This is a genomic window from Bacillus sp. ISL-18, from assembly GCF_018613415.1.
Lineage (GTDB): Bacteria > Bacillota > Bacilli > Bacillales > Cytobacillaceae > Neobacillus.
The window spans coordinates 1-14,834 of record NZ_JAGGQG010000042.1; the positions used below are offsets into that span (position 1 = coordinate 1).

The 14,834-nt window shown below is 41.5% G+C and carries 19 protein-coding genes; 17 read left to right on the top strand and 2 right to left on the bottom strand.

Annotation, left to right across the window (positions count from 1 at the left end; genetic code table 11):
- Window positions 1–462 precede the first annotated feature (462 nt).
- The 8 genes from J7E81_RS30280 to kapD all read left to right on the top strand — a co-directional run bounded on the left by J7E81_RS30280 (window position 463) and on the right by kapD (window position 6,266).
- The gene (locus J7E81_RS30280) at window positions 463–954 is read left to right on the top strand and encodes an NUDIX domain-containing protein (protein WP_215047833.1); all 492 of its coding nucleotides are present in this window, start codon (window positions 463–465) and stop codon (window positions 952–954) included.
- A gap of 156 nt (window positions 955–1,110) precedes the next feature.
- Window positions 1,111–1,242 (top strand): YuiA family protein, encoded by a 132-nt coding sequence (locus J7E81_RS30285; protein ID WP_215047834.1) that lies wholly within the window; start codon window positions 1,111–1,113, stop codon window positions 1,240–1,242.
- A 164-nt stretch (window positions 1,243–1,406) separates the two neighbouring features.
- Window positions 1,407–1,730, top strand: coding sequence for a YuiB family protein (locus tag J7E81_RS30290; RefSeq protein ID WP_215047835.1), 324 nt, complete (start codon window positions 1,407–1,409; stop codon window positions 1,728–1,730).
- Between the two features lie 113 nt (window positions 1,731–1,843).
- A complete protein-coding gene (locus J7E81_RS30295) occupies window positions 1,844–2,455 on the top strand; it encodes a 3D domain-containing protein (RefSeq protein ID WP_215047836.1) in 612 nt (203 codons plus the stop codon).
- 121 nt (window positions 2,456–2,576) lie between these two features.
- Window positions 2,577–4,085: a leucyl aminopeptidase gene (locus J7E81_RS30300; RefSeq protein WP_215047837.1), complete on the top strand. Its 1,509-nt coding sequence runs from the start codon at window positions 2,577–2,579 to the stop codon at window positions 4,083–4,085.
- A gap of 612 nt (window positions 4,086–4,697) precedes the next feature.
- Complete coding sequence (locus J7E81_RS30305) at window positions 4,698–4,925, top strand: hypothetical protein (RefSeq protein WP_215047838.1); 228 nt, start codon at window positions 4,698–4,700, stop codon at window positions 4,923–4,925.
- A gap of 125 nt (window positions 4,926–5,050) precedes the next feature.
- The gene (locus J7E81_RS30310; protein ID WP_215047839.1) at window positions 5,051–5,434 is read left to right on the top strand and encodes a hotdog fold thioesterase; all 384 of its coding nucleotides are present in this window, start codon (window positions 5,051–5,053) and stop codon (window positions 5,432–5,434) included.
- Between the two features lie 208 nt (window positions 5,435–5,642).
- The gene (kapD, locus tag J7E81_RS30315; protein ID WP_215047840.1) at window positions 5,643–6,266 is read left to right on the top strand and encodes a 3'-5' exonuclease KapD; all 624 of its coding nucleotides are present in this window, start codon (window positions 5,643–5,645) and stop codon (window positions 6,264–6,266) included.
- Window positions 6,267–6,308: 42 nt separating this feature from the next.
- On the opposite strand, the gene kapB is transcribed toward kapD, so the two are convergent.
- On the bottom strand, window positions 6,309–6,689 hold the full coding sequence (kapB, locus tag J7E81_RS30320; RefSeq protein ID WP_215047841.1) for a kinase-associated lipoprotein KapB: 381 nt from the start codon (window positions 6,687–6,689) through the stop codon (window positions 6,309–6,311).
- A gap of 108 nt (window positions 6,690–6,797) precedes the next feature.
- On the opposite strand from kapB, the gene J7E81_RS30325 reads away from it, so the two are divergent.
- The 6 genes from J7E81_RS30325 (at window position 6,798) to J7E81_RS30350 (ending at window position 10,632) form a co-directional block, all read left to right on the top strand.
- Entirely contained in the window at window positions 6,798–7,547 is a 750-nt protein-coding gene (locus J7E81_RS30325) for a peptidylprolyl isomerase (RefSeq protein WP_215047842.1), read from the top strand.
- A gap of 120 nt (window positions 7,548–7,667) precedes the next feature.
- The gene (locus tag J7E81_RS30330) at window positions 7,668–7,877 is read left to right on the top strand and encodes a hypothetical protein (RefSeq protein WP_215047843.1); all 210 of its coding nucleotides are present in this window, start codon (window positions 7,668–7,670) and stop codon (window positions 7,875–7,877) included.
- A 105-nt stretch (window positions 7,878–7,982) separates the two neighbouring features.
- Window positions 7,983–8,534: a superoxide dismutase family protein gene (locus tag J7E81_RS30335; RefSeq protein ID WP_215047844.1), complete on the top strand. Its 552-nt coding sequence runs from the start codon at window positions 7,983–7,985 to the stop codon at window positions 8,532–8,534.
- A gap of 118 nt (window positions 8,535–8,652) precedes the next feature.
- On the top strand, window positions 8,653–9,024 hold the full coding sequence (locus J7E81_RS30340; RefSeq protein WP_215047845.1) for a hypothetical protein: 372 nt from the start codon (window positions 8,653–8,655) through the stop codon (window positions 9,022–9,024).
- 123 nt (window positions 9,025–9,147) lie between these two features.
- Window positions 9,148–10,332, top strand: coding sequence for an alanyl-tRNA editing protein (locus tag J7E81_RS30345; RefSeq protein WP_215047846.1), 1,185 nt, complete (start codon window positions 9,148–9,150; stop codon window positions 10,330–10,332).
- Window positions 10,333–10,368: 36 nt separating this feature from the next.
- Window positions 10,369–10,632, top strand: a complete 264-nt coding sequence (locus J7E81_RS30350) for a DUF1871 family protein (protein WP_215047847.1) — start codon at window positions 10,369–10,371, stop codon at window positions 10,630–10,632.
- 196 nt (window positions 10,633–10,828) lie between these two features.
- Here the strand turns inward: J7E81_RS30350 and J7E81_RS30355 are convergent, their stop codons facing one another.
- The gene (locus tag J7E81_RS30355; RefSeq protein ID WP_215047848.1) at window positions 10,829–11,044 is read right to left on the bottom strand and encodes a helix-turn-helix domain-containing protein; all 216 of its coding nucleotides are present in this window, start codon (window positions 11,042–11,044) and stop codon (window positions 10,829–10,831) included.
- A gap of 214 nt (window positions 11,045–11,258) precedes the next feature.
- Between J7E81_RS30355 and yugI the strand changes: the two genes are divergently transcribed.
- The 3 genes from yugI (at window position 11,259) to J7E81_RS30370 (ending at window position 14,339) form a co-directional block, all read left to right on the top strand.
- Window positions 11,259–11,660 (top strand): S1 domain-containing post-transcriptional regulator GSP13, encoded by a 402-nt coding sequence (yugI, locus tag J7E81_RS30360; RefSeq protein ID WP_215047849.1) that lies wholly within the window; start codon window positions 11,259–11,261, stop codon window positions 11,658–11,660.
- A 182-nt stretch (window positions 11,661–11,842) separates the two neighbouring features.
- A complete protein-coding gene (locus J7E81_RS30365; protein ID WP_215047850.1) occupies window positions 11,843–13,042 on the top strand; it encodes an ornithine--oxo-acid transaminase in 1,200 nt (399 codons plus the stop codon).
- 25 nt (window positions 13,043–13,067) lie between these two features.
- Window positions 13,068–14,339 carry a Glu/Leu/Phe/Val family dehydrogenase gene (locus J7E81_RS30370; protein WP_215047851.1) on the top strand — a complete coding sequence of 424 codons (1,272 nt, stop codon included), beginning with the start codon at window positions 13,068–13,070 and terminating at the stop codon, window positions 14,337–14,339.
- Window positions 14,340–14,834 lie beyond the last annotated feature (495 nt).

The window sequence follows — 14,834 nt, forward strand, 5'->3', positions numbered from 1 at the left end:
AGGGAAGGTCCAAAACCCGTAGACCTGTCTGAAGTCGGCTCATCTTCGGACAAGGGAAGGTCCGAAACTCAAAAACCTGTCCGAAGTCGGCTCATCTTCGGACAAGGGAAGGTCCGAAACCCAAAGACCTGTCCGAAGTCGGCTCATCTTCGGACAAGGGAAGGTCCGAAACTCAAAGACCTGTCTGAAGTCGGCTCATCTTCGGACAAGGGAAGGTCCGAAACCCGTAGTCCTGTCTAAAGTCAGCTCATCTTCGGACAAGAGAAGGTCCGAAACCCGTAGTCCTGTCTAAAGTCGGCTCACCTTCGGACAAGGGGAGGTCCCAAACCCGTAGTCCTGTCTAAAGTCGGCTCACCTTTAGATAAGAAAAGGACAAAACAGTAATGTCCCGTCCAAAGACGTTCACATGCGAAACGCAAGGATGAACAAAATAGTACTTTTTCTAGAAAGGGGTATTGTTGCATGAGCAGTCATAAAACACGCGGAAAGGTATGGCTGGCTGTTTCCGGTTTAGTAAAATCCAGTAAAGGGGAATGGCTCGTTGTAAAAAAAAGATACGGCGGCTTAAAGGGCAAATGGTCACTGCCAGCTGGATTTGTGGATGAAGGAGAAACAGCCGATCAAGCAGTAGTTAGAGAAGTCAAAGAAGAAACCGGTATCGATTGTTCAGTAAAGGGCCTGCTGGGGCTAAGGACAGGTGTTATTAAAGGAGAAATTAGTGATAATTTGCTTGTGTTTTTGCTAGAGCCAACCGGAGATTTAACAGTTACTCATCAAGAAAAGGAATTGTTTGAGGCATGTTTTATGGCACCAGAGGATCTTAGTTTAGAAAAGGATGCCTCCATCCTATTACATTATTTAATTCAGGAAAGTCTATCAGTTATTAAACCTGGAGCAAATGATATTAACCCAGGAAACCAGTTTGGCTACACTTCCTATAAATTATTTTTTTAATTTTTCGATAAATTGAGCAACCTATCGTAAATGGAAGATAATCTGACATGTATCCGTTTTCATAGTTAATTTTGCGTGAATTTAGCTCTTTTCTTTTTCATGATTCCTTGGTATATTATCAGAAAATTAAGTTAATATACTAGGGAGGCGAATAAGATGACAGTAGAAACGATCGATACAACGAAAACGTGTGATTATTGTAAGGGGAAGGGCTATTTTCAATTAGTACTCGGAGGTTCGGAGACATGCCCAAACTGTGAAGGAACCGGTAAGAATAAAGATAACTAAGCATTCAGCTTCTTACTCTAAGAGGCTATTTTTTTTGCTTACTTTTATTAAAAATTATCTATCTCCGCTCCTGTCGTATGCTAATCGGCTTTTGTGCTTTTCTTCTTGACTCTCCGAGGGCTTTTTAAGTACACTAATGGATGTATAAAAGGGGGAATTGTCAGGTGCAGATGAGCATTGTAGTCCTAATTATTTCGATCGTGCTATTTTTTGTCTTATTTTTTGGAATCGGTTTTATCCTGAATATGCTCCTAAGAATGTCGTGGGTAATGGCAATAGTTTACCCGATTGTAGCCATTTTTATTGTAGATAAAGTGGAGTTTGTAGATTACTTTACAAATAGTAAATTCGCCTTTGAAGATCTTGGGGCAAGAATCAGCAGACTAGCAACTGCCGATATACTTATTTTGATTAGTGGACTAGCAGGCGCGATTGCTGCTGGTTTTACGATAAAGTTATTACGGAAAAATGGATACCAAATGTTTTAAGACTTTTACCAGTGCGTAAAGGTCTTTTTACTTTTTTATCATACTTTTCATCCTCTAGTTGTATATTTCCCAACGCATTGGGAATGAATATTTTTGGAGGAGTGAAAAATTCAATGGATAAACTTAAAAATTGGACGAAACGATTTGCGATGATTTGTCTTTTTATTATGGCATTAGCCGCAACTTTTCAGTCCATTTCTGGCGTAAGTGCAAAATCGTTCATCCTGCCATTTGCGTCAGCGCTGTCGTTTACTAAAGCAGTTTCTGGAGCACCAACTCCGCCTCTTGAGGACGCTTTTGATTGGTCCAAGTACCCAAAATATGCCGTAACAGCTACAGGATATACAGCAGGATATGAATCCACTGGGAAAAGCCAGGGTCATCCTGAATATGGAATTACCTACTCAGGTGTTAAAGTGAAACGTGACTTATTTTCAACTGTAGCCGCTGATTTAAACGTGTTTCCCATCGGAACGATTCTATTTATCCCTGGATATGGATACGGGGTTGTGGCGGATAAGGGAGGCGCAATAAAGGGAAATGAATTAGACCTTTATTATAAAACAGTGGAGGATGTCTATAAGCAATGGGGGAAAAAGCAGGTGGAGGTTTATGTCGTACAAAAAGGAAATGGGCATCTAACGGAAGAGGAATTGCAAACTTTAAATAATGATAAAACACTCCAAGTATTCCGCCAGCAGTATACAAGCTCTGAAAAAAGATAACAATACTTTTGTAATCGGCAGGCCTTGTGCCTGCTTTTTATAATTGGAAAAATACTTAGATTATCGAAGTAAATGATAATTTTCGATATAATGTAATAGTATATTATGGAGGTGATGGAGTATGTATCATGTAAAAAAAGAGTTAGACTTATCAGCGAGCCACGAGGGCTTAGTCGTGGGCTTGTTTGAAAAGCCTGAAAAATTTACCGGAGTATTAGCCGGCTTAGATGAAAAGTTTGAGGGGCAGTTAACAGAATTAGTAAAGGCGGGGGATCTTTCCGCTAAGCTAAAAAGCATTACGAAAGTACATAGTTTTGGAAAAATTGGTGCAAAAAAGATCTATTTTGTAGGTCTAGGGAAAGAAAAGGATTTATCCTTTGATAAGCTTCGAGAAGCTTTTGGTAAGGTCTTTAAACAGTTAAAGGTAAATAAACAGGAGGAAACAGCGGTTTATTTAGATACCTTTGTGACAGAAGAACTTAATAGTCTAGACGCAGCACATGCGTTGGGTGAATCCATGGCGCTTGCAACGTATCAATTTGAAGGATATAAACAAAAATCCAATGAGCCGGAGAAAAGACTTGAGAATGTAACGGTTTATAGTGGTACAGCTGAAGAAGCGGATGTGCAGGTATCTTTAACGGTTGGATATGCATTCGGAAAGGCAACAAACTCAGCCCGCACGCTTGTAAATACTCCAGGTAATTTATTGACAGCTGCCGATTTAGCGAACTATGCTTCAGAACTAGCTGCTAAATACGACTTTGAAGTCGAAATTCTTGATAAAGCAGAGATTGAGAAGTTAGGCATGGGGGCATTCCTTGCTGTTAATAAAGGGTCATTAGAGCCTCCAAAAATGATTGTTTTAAGATATCAAGGAAAAGAGGATTGGACCGATGTCATCGGCCTGGTTGGAAAAGGGATTACCTTTGATACTGGCGGTTATTCGATTAAAACGAAGGCTGGTATTGTGGGGATGAAAACCGATATGGGCGGGGCCGCTGCGGTTCTTGGTGCAATGGAAATCATAGGGGAAATTAGACCGGAGCAAAACGTTGTCGCGGTTATTCCATCCACCGATAATATGATTTCAGGTGGAGCCTTTAAACCAGATGATGTGATTACCTCTATGAATGGTAAAACTATTGAGGTGTTAAACACCGATGCCGAGGGACGTCTCGTTTTAGCAGATGCAATAACCTATGCTAAACACCATGGGGCTAATTATTTAGTTGATGTGGCTACCTTAACAGGCGGAGTGATTACCGCACTTGGTTTGCATACTACTGGAGCGATGACCAATCATGATGGTTTGTATGAACAAGTGTTGGAGGCATCTGTTGAAGCCGGAGAGCAGATGTGGTTATTGCCGTTGTTTGAGACGGAAAAAGAACGTGTGCGCAATAGTAAAGTGGCCGATTTAAATAACTCTCCTGGCAGTGAAGGACACGCCCTGGTAGCGGGTGCGTTTATTGGTGAATTTACAGAAGGAACGCCATGGGTTCATTTAGATATTGCCGGAACAGCCACCACATCGAAGGATTATGACCTAGGTCCAGCGGGGGCAACCGGTGTGATGACCCGTACCCTTGCATTGTTTGTGGAACGCTTTGAACCAATTGAAAAATAATATGAGATGCTGCCGGAGGAAGATCCGGCAGCTCTTTTTGCGTGGAAAGAAACTGTCCGCATGAAGGCTCCGGGGGGATAGGGATTGTGCCCGCTGAGGTAAAAAGGAAGCCGGAACAGTCAAAATAAAAAAGGATAGTGCCCGTCATGGTAAAGAGGAAGCCAAAACGGTCAAAATAAAAAGGGATAGTGCCCGCTGTGGCAAAAAGGAAGCCGAAGCGGTCAAAATAAAAAGGGATTGTGCCTGCCACGGGAAAAAGGAAGCTCTGAACGGTCAAAATAAAAAGGGATAGTGCCCGTCATGGTAAAGAGGAAGCCAAAACGGTCAAAAAAAGGAATAGTGCCCGCCTTCCAGGTCATACGCCGCTAAACGGGCGCTTTCGCTTTTATTGTCTAGCTCCAGCGCCCAGCGGCTAGTGCCCTTCGCCCTTCTCCCTACGATAAGTCAACATCGAATCGCTATCGCTCTTCGTGTTTCCTTTATCTCAGTCAAAGGGCTCCAGGTCATACGCCGCTAAACGGGCGCTTCCGCTTTTCTATTTGCCCACTCCAAACCTAGTGTTTTCGCATATGAAATAGTGTAGGCAAGTATAGAAAAAGGAGGTAATAAGGTATGTACCCATATCGAAGCCCATACCCAGTACAGGATCAGAGATTTTTCGGTCTTGGCTGGCCATTAGCGATCGGTGGACTTAGCTTTTTAGGAGGCTTACTTGGAGGAGGACTTGGAGCATCTTTTGCGGCTCGGCCATTCTATGGCGGTTACCCTGGATTTGGATATCCTGGATTCGGATACCCTGGGTTTGGTGGTCCTGGATTCGGTTACCCTGGTTTTTATTAAATTTAAATTAAAAACAGCTCTTGCAGCTGTTTTTTTCTTTTTCTTACTCTATAAAAGTTAAAGGAATATCAACAAAAGTGAAGAATAGGTTAATATGTAATCAGAATATGAACCGGAGGGGTAAGATGATTAAGGACACACTAATTGAAGCGCTCGGAATGGAAATTACAAAATTGGAACCAGGGAAAGTAGTAGCCGTCATGCCTGTTGATCACCGCACAAAACAGCCGTTTGGATTGCTGCATGGAGGAGTATCAGTGGCCTTAGCGGAAACAGTTGCCAGCCTTGGTGCCTATGAACTTGTTGACAAAGAAACAGAAGCCGTTGCCGGATTAGAAATAAACGCTAACCATGTCCGCCCAAAAACAGACGGAATGGTCACGGCAGTAGGTACAATATTACATCAGGGAAAAACCACCATGGTTTGGGATATTAAAATCACCGATGAACAAGACCGGCTCATCTGTGTGTCTAGATGTACAATGGCCATCATTAAACTTAAAAAATAATTCGTTTGTAAGAGAATGGGGCTGCCATTCTTTTTTATCCTGCTCCACCAGAACGCTTGCGCTTTTCTTTTGGCCATTGTACAAAAATTTAAAAAACTTCCACGAAATTCGTGCTATAATAATAAAAAAATAGAAAAAAAGCACAATTTTTTGTACAGGTATCTTTATATAATGGTAGTAAGATGGAAAAGAAAAGGTGGTGAATGAATTGAGAACGAAGAAACAATATTTATTTATTGATTTTGAGTTTACAATGCCAGAGAGAAATGTTCGTATGAAGGATTTTTTCGCGGAAATCATTGAAGTAGGAATTGTTGCTGTGATGGATGACCAAGTAACCGAACAATTTTCTTCCTATGTAACCCCGTTGAAATTTCCGAGATTATCCGAACGCTGCAAATCATTCTTACATATCACGCAGCAACAGGTGGACAGGGGTTTAACCATTTACGAGCTCATTAGGAAATTGGCGGAATTCAATAAGGAGCATGTTGACACAACCATCGTTACCTGGGGAAATATGGATATGAAGGTACTTCGGCAAAATTGTTTAATGGCGGGAGTTCCATTCCCGTTTAATGGGGCAGAATTAGATTTATCGATGGAATATAAACGCTTCTTTGGCGACCAAAATCAAACAGGTCTTTGGAAAGCCGTTCAGGAATATGGGAAAGAAGGGACAGGCAAACATCACCGGGCATTAGATGATGCCTTAACTACCTATAATATATTCAAACTAGTCGAGAAGGATAAACGCTATTTGGAAAAACCAAAACCAACCACTATTGGCGACAGAATTGATTTTTCAAAACTATTAAATGAATTTGCATAAAAGGCCAAATCATTCAAACTGATTTGGCCTTTATATGTGTGATCAAATCTTATAATCTCTTTCCAAGGATTCCAACGCGCGAAGGCTCATGTCCGCCCATTCTGAATTCGTTTCTGCCAATTCTTTTCTCATTTTCCCTAAAGCTTCTTTTAAAGACTCTTGGTAATCTGGAACCTCACCCTCAAACGATTTCACCATTTGTTTAGGAATATTCGTCTGCTCCCTGTAGCTAAGGGCTTTTCTTTCATGAAACATGTGGACATCCGCATCCTTTGGATGGTGAAGGTCACCTTGCATCGGATGTTTCAAAACTGCCAGCACCCTGACTAAGTAATGCTGCGGGCGAATTTCTGTTATTTCCCCGATATATTTTCCCGTTTTATAAATCCCTGTCACTACATTGCCAACCTGTAAGTCTGTCACATTAACCACCCCTTATCTATAAAATTCACTTGATTCCACTTCTCCATTATGACTAAATTAAAAACATAGTGCAAAAAGTTTAAAGTGAGAAAATGGAGGGATGATAAAATGAGCAAGAAATGGCTATTTCTATCGATTTTTATAACGATTGTTCTCATGTTGACCGCATGTGGGACAAGCCAAAAGAAAGAGGACGAAGTATCAACAAACAAAAAGACTGCAGCGCCAAAAACAGAACAACAGGAAGGAGCAAAGCAAGTGGCAGATACAACCTATCCGCAGCTTTCAACAGAGGTAGCTGAAAATGAAAAACTAGTGGAAATGGAAACGTCAATGGGTACGATTAAAATTAAACTATTCCCAAAGTATGCTCCAAAAGCTGTCGAAAACTTTGTTAAGCACAGTCAGGATGGCTACTATGATGGATTGATTTTTCACCGGGTCATTAAAGACTTTATGATTCAAGGCGGCGATCCTAAGGGTAACGGAACCGGCGGTGAGAGTATTTGGAAGACTCCATTTGAGGATGAATTCTCTGAAAATCTTTTCAATCTTCGCGGTGCCTTATCCATGGCAAATGCCGGGGCTAATACAAATGGCAGTCAGTTTTTTATCGTTCAAAAAACATCATTGGACCCTGCGATGAAAGAGGAAATGGACAAGGCGGGCTATCCAAAGGAAATCATTGATGCTTATGACAAAAACGGTGGTACCCCGTGGCTTGACCATCGCCATACCGTTTTTGGCCAGGTGATTGAGGGAATGGATATTGTGGATAAAATTGCAGATACAAAAGTAGATGCAAAGGACAAACCAGAACAAGATGTCGTGATCAAAGGAATTAAGGTATTAAAATAGTGTAAGGTGCTGCTCCATCTCTTGCTATATGGGAGCTAGCGCATTCTGGTGGTACGGAAACTTTTTTGTTGCTATAATGAAGTGAATGATTAGGGGTTTTAAAAGAAAGGGAGAAGAGAAATGTTTCTGCCATCCGTACTAGCGTTATTTTTGTACTTTCCTGAAGATAAAAGAGAATACATCCCTGCTGCCATTACGTGTGTTATTTTTTTAATCGGTGCATTAGTAACCATGCGCCTTATTATCAAAATTTCCAACAAGGAAGCACTAAAAACAAAGGAATTAGAAGAACAAGTAAACAAGAATCAAACGACACAAAGGAACAGTTAACCATACTGTTCCTTTTTTTAAAGCTTTATCTTACCCCCTTTTGGAATAGCTCAAGCAACGATTGCCTATACTAATCCCAAAATGTCTAAAAAGGGGGAGAAACTTATGAAGAAAAGCTGGATGATGATCCCGCTTCTCCTGCTTTCAGGTTGTACGGAAAAGGAAGTTAAACAGTTAGATGTACAAGTGTATAATCCATCAGGAGATTCACTTGGAACCATAACACTCGCTGAGCAGTCAAGTGGTGTGAAAATGACCGTTGATTTAACGGGACTTCCCGCCGGAGAACATGCCATACATATACACGATACCGGTAAGTGCGAAGCTCCTGATTTTAAATCAGCCGGAAATCATTTTAATCCTGAAAATAAAGAGCACGGGCTTCTCCATCCGAAAGGTGCTCATGCAGGGGATCTGCCAAATTTAATTGTCGAGGATGACGGGTCAGTAAAGGCCGATTTAATGGCGCCTAATGTTACTTTGAAAAACGGCAAACAATCTCTGTTTACCAAAGAAGGAACTTCCATTGTGATTCATGAAGGAAAAGATGATGGGATGACCCAGCCAGCGGGAGATTCGGGAAACCGAATTGCTTGCGGCGAAATTTCTAAAAAGAAACAGACAGGACAAAAAAAGGCACAGGACGAAAAGAAATAGAGTACAGCGATCCCGCGAGCAGCAGTTTAGTTTTTTATTTTCAATCCCATAGGTATCCATCTAAGCTTATCCAAAAAGTGGACATACACTAGAAGGGAGAATGCAAGGAGGCGATCTTATGGAAAAAAGACAATTTGGCGGATTTTCAGGACAAATGGGTTATCCACAAATGATGGGAGGATTTCCACAAATGGGAGGCTACCCACAGATGGGAGGATTTCCACAAATGGGAGGTTACCCACAGATGGGAGGCTATCCGCAAATGGGAGGCTATCCACAGATGGGAGGCCATTCGCAAATGGGAGGCCATTCGCAAATGGGAGGCCATTCGCAAATGGGAAGCCATTCGCAAATGGGAAGCCATTCGCAAATGGGAGGCTTTCCGCATATGATGGGCGGTCAACAGCAAATGGGCTTTCCTCAAGGAATGGGCGGCTCCATGCAGGGGCATACACCCACTTCTTTCGGCCAGCGGAAAAAAAATAAATAAACATTAAATAAAGAGAAGTACCTGTTCTTTTGATATAAGGGATAGGTCTTCTTTTTTGCTTGATTTCATTCCTTTATTTTAAGACAATGATTACATTCAAAAACGTTACGGGGTGTGTTTCTCATGCAAGCTAAACTATATTATCAAGATGCGTACATACAAACCTTTTCCGCACGTATACTCAAGCAGGAATGCGATGAAACGGGCAAAAATTTTGTAGTCCTCAACCAAACGGCTTTTTATCCAACCGGAGGCGGGCAGCCGCATGACACGGGTCAAATTGCAGGCAGAGCGGTTCATAATGTGGAAGAAGTGAACGGCGAAATTCGGCACTATCTTGAGACGCCAATACAGCAAACAGATTCTGATGTGAGTTGTACCATTGATTGGGATAGAAGATTCGATCATATGCAGCAGCATGCAGGGCAGCATATCTTGTCTGCTGCTTTTGACCATTTATTTGGTTATAAAACGGTGGGCTTCCATATGGGAGCTGAAAACCTGACAATTGACTTAGATACAGAAGAATTGACGGAGGAGGAAGCAGGAAAAGCTGAGGAGCTTGCCAACAAAATAATCTTAGAGAACCGGCCCATTGAAATAAAATGGGTAACAGAGGAAGAGTTGTCCCAGTATGCATTAAGGAAAGAAACAAAGGTAAAAGAGGATATACGGCTTGTGATTATCCCGGACTTTGACTATAATGGCTGCGGCGGAACACATCCAAAAGCAACCGGTGATGTCAGTGCCGTTAAAATTTTAGATTGGGAGAAACAACGAAAAAATACCAGGATTCAATTCTCCTGCGGCTCTCGTGTCATCCGAAAGCTTGGGGAGAAACAAAACGTATTACTGCAATTAACCAATCTCTTGAATGCACCAGAAAAAGACATGGAGCAGGCAGTCATCCGTTTGTTAGAAAATGAAAAACAACTAACACAGGCATTGGAACAGGCAAAAGAATCCTTGCTTCAATATGAAGCGAAAGAATTGGCAGAACAGGATCAGTCAGTTATCACAAAGGTTTTTGAGAATAGGACGATTCAAGAGCTTCAAAAGCTTGCACGGATGATTGTATCAGAGCATGAAAATAGTCTCGTATTTTTTGCTTCCATAGATGGGACTCGGCTGCAAGTGGTGTGTGCAAAGGGGAAAGCGAGAACCGAGAATATGAAAAAGCTGATCGGTGAAATTTTGCCATTGATAAAGGGTAAAGGCGGCGGGAATGATTCCTTTGCCCAAGGTGGGGGAGAGGCTCTCCTGACGGGGGAGCAAATCCTAGATAAGCTAGTAACCTTTGTAAACTAATCCCGACTTGCTCATATAAAAGGATGGAGGAGAAAAATGCGGAAAGAGGTACGGATTAACCTACAATATGTAGATGTCTTGAATCAATGGAATCCATTCCAGTTAGAAAATGGCGATTATGATCCGGAAATTGCTGATACCATCCAAGCCGTTCATGAACTGGATGATCCCTTGAAGTTAGCAAAGCGGATCCAAGCGATTTATGAGTTTTCATTTGAAATAATAATCCCGATAGAGGAATGTCGTCGAATCGCCATAGATTTATTGATGATTAAAGCCAATCAATCTTGCTCCCTGTAAGTACTTTTTGATTTGAAGGATCAGTTCTAATAAGGGATAAAAAAAGAGGACAACCTGACGGATTGTCCTCTCAAAAAGGGGGGAATACTAGAAAGCTTTATAATTAAAGTTTTTCCAATTCCCCCGATTTTATACAAAAAAAATGGAACCAAAATAAAAAAACGGCAAAATATACCGTTTTAAAAAATTTATTCCATTAAGGGTTCACAGAGGTGCTTTGCTGTAATAGTTCTGATGCAGGTATATCGAGAACAGTAGATAATTTTAAGATTGTCTGATTACTTGGAATTTGTTCCCCAGATTCATATTTTACAATTGTCTGCGTTCCAACTCTAATCTTTTGAGCCAGTTCTTCTTGAGTCATATTAAGCATTTCACGGCCCGTTTTAATGATTTCTCCAACTGATTGCATACCGTTCACCTCATTTAAAAATTATTTATTCCCTATTATTATAACATGGAAATCCTCCCCACTCCTTATACATCGATGAACTTTATGTTAAGTTTTCCCTACAGTGCAACATTCTATCTAATTTGATAAGGTTTTTGATTAAACTCATTGTTTATGGTATAATATTTTAATGCGTATATAATGGAAAAATAAATATTTATTTAGGAGTGTTTTCATGACAGAAAGAATTGAAGTTGGAAGTGTTTTAACAGGTAAGGTAACCGGAATTCAAGCATACGGAGCGTTTGTTGCATTAGACGAAAATACACAAGGTCTTGTTCATATTTCTGAAATCACGCACGGTTATGTAAAAGATATCAATGAGCACCTAAAAGTTGGAGATGAAATTAAGGTTAAAGTCTTATCAATAGATGAAGCCGCAGGTAAAATTGGTCTTTCAATCCGTGCTACTGAAGAAGCACCTGTACAACAGGCTGCTAAACCTAAGAAACCGCGCAAACGTACTGCTGCAGCTATCATTCCGGAAGCGGAAGGGCAACAAGGTTTTAATACCTTAAAAGACAAGCTGCAAGAGTGGATTGACCAATCTTCACGTGAAGATTTAATCAAAAAGTAAGGAAACCATAAGCCTGGTTCAAAACTAATTTCTAGTTTGAACCAGGCTTATTTTTTAGGGAAATATAGGAATGAATACCCGCTTTATAAAAAAATACTTTAAAAATTGTTCATTCTTCAGAAGACCTCGGCTACAATAGAAGTATCTATACATAAAAGCCAAAATTAACTGGAGGAAATATCATGGATTCTAATAAAAGCTCAAGTAAATTGATCGAGCAAACAGAGAAGTATGGTGCCCATAATTATCATCCCCTGCCAATCGTGATCTCCCGCGCTGAAGGGGTTTGGGTGGAAGATCCTGAGGGCAACAAATACATGGATATGCTAAGTGCCTATTCTGCCCTTAATCAGGGTCACCGCCACCCTAAGATTGTCCAAGCATTAAAAGACCAAGCAGATAAGGTTACATTAACTTCTCGTGCCTTTCATAACGACCAGCTGGGTCCATGGTATGAAAAGGTCTGCCAATTGACGAACAAAAATATGGTACTGCCGATGAATACAGGTGCTGAGGCGGTTGAGACAGCTGTTAAGGCAGCAAGACGCTGGAGCTACGATGTCAAAGGCTTAGCCGAAGACCAAGCTGAAATCATCGCTTGTACAGGGAACTTTCATGGAAGAACGATGACAGCGGTCTCTCTATCTTCAGATGCTGAATATAAGCGCGGTTTCGGGCCCATGCTTCCTGGTATTAAGTTAATACCCTATGGAGATATCGATGCGCTTAAAGCAGCCATTACTCCCAACACGGCCGCTTTTTTAATTGAACCCATTCAAGGAGAAGCTGGAATCATCATTCCGCCTGAAGGCTTTATGAAGACGGCATTCGATGTTTGTAAAGAGAACAATGTCCTTTTTATTGCCGATGAAATTCAAGCGGGGTTAGCACGAACTGGCAAAATGTTTGCCTGTGAGTGGGAGGGGATCGAACCAGATATGTATATCCTCGGTAAAGCCCTTGGCGGCGGCGTCTTCCCAATCTCTTGTGTCGTTGCCAATAAAGAGATTTTAGGCGTATTCAATCCGGGATCACACGGTTCGACCTTTGGAGGAAATCCAATGGCCTGCGCTGTTTCAATAGCGGCCCTTGATGTTCTTGTCGATGAAAAGCTTGCCGAAAAATCATTAGAGCTTGGGGAGTATTTTATCAATAAATTGAAAGCCATCCACAATCCAAAAATAAAGGAAGTTCGCGGACGAGGTTTATTTATTGGGGTTGAATTGACAGAATCAGCCCGAAATTATTGTGAAAAACTTAAAGAATATGGTTTGTTATGCAAAGAAACACATGAAACAGTCATTCGGTTTGCGCCGCCGCTGGTCATAACTAAAGAAGAATTAGATTGGGCTATTGAACGAATTAACAAAGTACTTGGCTAATCACAAATGAACTAGGGGTGCAAACATGGTGACGATTGAAGAGGATACAGTGGCTGCAGATGATTTAAATCTTCTTACTTCAACAAAAATAGTAATACATGATGCCTTAAAAAAGCTCGGATATCATCAGGATATGTTTCATCTTTTAGAGGAACCATTGAAATCAGTCACAGTCAGAATTCCTGTTCGAATGGATGATGGTTCCACCAAGGTCTTTAAAGGCTTCCGTGCCCAGCATAGTGATGCAGTCGGACCTACGATGGGAGGCATCCGCTTTCATCCCAACGTAACAGAAGATGAAGTAAAGGCTTTATCGATGTGGATGAGCATAAAATGCGGAATATGTGATCTGCCATTTGGCGGCGGAAAAGGCGGGATTATTTGTAACCCGCGAACAATGTCCTTTGGAGAGCTAGAGCGGTTAAGCCGCGGGTATGTCCGCGCCATTAGCCAAATGGTTGGATCAACAAAAGATATCCCTTCTCCCGAGCTTTACACGAACTCGCAAATTATCGCTTGGATGTATGATGAGTACAGCCGTCTCCGGCAAAACGACTCTCCTGGCTTTATCACTGGAAAACCTTTGGTACTCGGAGGGTCTATGGGTTCGGAAAAAGCAGGAGCAAAAGGGATAACCATTTGTATTGAGGAAGCAGCCAAGCGGCGTGGACTTTCTCTTAAAGGGGCGCGGGTTATTGTCCAGGGCTTTGGCAATGCTGGTGGATATGTCTCCAAGTTCTTACATGACGCGGGTGCAATTATTATCGGTATATCTGATGTTTATGGTGCACTATATGACCCCGATGGTTTAGATATCAATTATCTTCTCGATCGCCGCGATAGCTTTGGAACGATCACAACGCTCTTTGATCGTGTGATGCCAAACGAAGAGCTTCTTTTAAAGGATTGTGATATTTTAGTGCCGGCAGCCATTGCGAATCAAATAACGGCTGAAAATGCCTATAATATTAAAGCGAAAATAGTAGTAGAGGCTGCAAGCGGACCAACTACGCTGGAGGCAACAATGATTCTCCAAGAGCGGGATATTTTGCTAATACCTGATGTATTAGCAGGAGCCGGAAGTGTGACAGTATCCTATTTAGAATGGGTTCAAAACAACCAGGGTCTTTACTGGGAAGAAGAAGAAATTGAATGGAAACTGCGTGAAAAAATCGTCCAATCCTTCGATCGTATTTATGAGCTTTCACAAAGCCGCAATATTAATATGCGGTTAGCAGCCTATATGGTAGGCGTCAAAAAGCTGGCAGAAGCATGTCTTTTTAGAGGCTGGGTTTAAAAAAATCCTTGTATCATGAAAATGATACAGGGATTTTTTGTGTAAGTAAGTAAAGAATAGTACTTGGAGAATTTTGTTTTTTAGGAAAACGGGTACTACACCAGGTAAGAAGGGGTTACAGTCCCCAAAGGGAAGGGAAGCAGCTGCTACGACAGATAAGAAGGGGTCACAACCCCCGAAGGCGAAAGGGATCGAGAGCTGCGACAGATAAGAAGATGTCATAACCCCCGAAGAGGAAGGGAAGCAGCTGCTGCGACAGATAAGAAGGGGTCATAACCCCCGAAGAGGAAGGGAAGCAACTGCTACGACAGATAAGAAGAGGTCATAACCCCCGAAGAGGAAGGGAAGCAACTGCTACGACAGATAAGAAGGATTAAGTCCATATAATTGTGTAAAAAGAATAGGTCATCATCATGACCCGTGTTACAATGTTTTCGACCAAGAAAACCATAAAACGGAGGACATGATGATGACCCAAATTAATATTACTATAAA

What these genes read in the sequence shown, in the direction of transcription:
- J7E81_RS30325 (WP_215047842.1), top strand. Translation starts at nt 6,798, where the DNA reads ATGAGCAAGAAATGGCTATTTCTATCGATTTTTATAACGATTGTTCTC.
- J7E81_RS30355 (WP_215047848.1), bottom strand. Translation starts at nt 11,044, where the DNA reads ATGCAATCAGTTGGAGAAATCATTAAAACGGGCCGTGAAATGCTTAAT.
- J7E81_RS30285 (WP_215047834.1), top strand. Translation starts at nt 1,111, where the DNA reads ATGACAGTAGAAACGATCGATACAACGAAAACGTGTGATTATTGTAAG.
- J7E81_RS30280 (WP_215047833.1), top strand. Translation starts at nt 463, where the DNA reads ATGAGCAGTCATAAAACACGCGGAAAGGTATGGCTGGCTGTTTCCGGT.
- J7E81_RS30340 (WP_215047845.1), top strand. Translation starts at nt 8,653, where the DNA reads ATGGAAAAAAGACAATTTGGCGGATTTTCAGGACAAATGGGTTATCCA.
- J7E81_RS30370 (WP_215047851.1), top strand. Translation starts at nt 13,068, where the DNA reads ATGGTGACGATTGAAGAGGATACAGTGGCTGCAGATGATTTAAATCTT.
- J7E81_RS30345 (WP_215047846.1), top strand. Translation starts at nt 9,148, where the DNA reads ATGCAAGCTAAACTATATTATCAAGATGCGTACATACAAACCTTTTCC.
- J7E81_RS30295 (WP_215047836.1), top strand. Translation starts at nt 1,844, where the DNA reads ATGGATAAACTTAAAAATTGGACGAAACGATTTGCGATGATTTGTCTT.
- J7E81_RS30300 (WP_215047837.1), top strand. Translation starts at nt 2,577, where the DNA reads ATGTATCATGTAAAAAAAGAGTTAGACTTATCAGCGAGCCACGAGGGC.
- J7E81_RS30310 (WP_215047839.1), top strand. Translation starts at nt 5,051, where the DNA reads ATGATTAAGGACACACTAATTGAAGCGCTCGGAATGGAAATTACAAAA.
- J7E81_RS30330 (WP_215047843.1), top strand. Translation starts at nt 7,668, where the DNA reads ATGTTTCTGCCATCCGTACTAGCGTTATTTTTGTACTTTCCTGAAGAT.
- J7E81_RS30335 (WP_215047844.1), top strand. Translation starts at nt 7,983, where the DNA reads ATGAAGAAAAGCTGGATGATGATCCCGCTTCTCCTGCTTTCAGGTTGT.
- J7E81_RS30365 (WP_215047850.1), top strand. Translation starts at nt 11,843, where the DNA reads ATGGATTCTAATAAAAGCTCAAGTAAATTGATCGAGCAAACAGAGAAG.
- yugI (WP_215047849.1), top strand. Translation starts at nt 11,259, where the DNA reads ATGACAGAAAGAATTGAAGTTGGAAGTGTTTTAACAGGTAAGGTAACC.
- J7E81_RS30350 (WP_215047847.1), top strand. Translation starts at nt 10,369, where the DNA reads ATGCGGAAAGAGGTACGGATTAACCTACAATATGTAGATGTCTTGAAT.
- J7E81_RS30305 (WP_215047838.1), top strand. Translation starts at nt 4,698, where the DNA reads ATGTACCCATATCGAAGCCCATACCCAGTACAGGATCAGAGATTTTTC.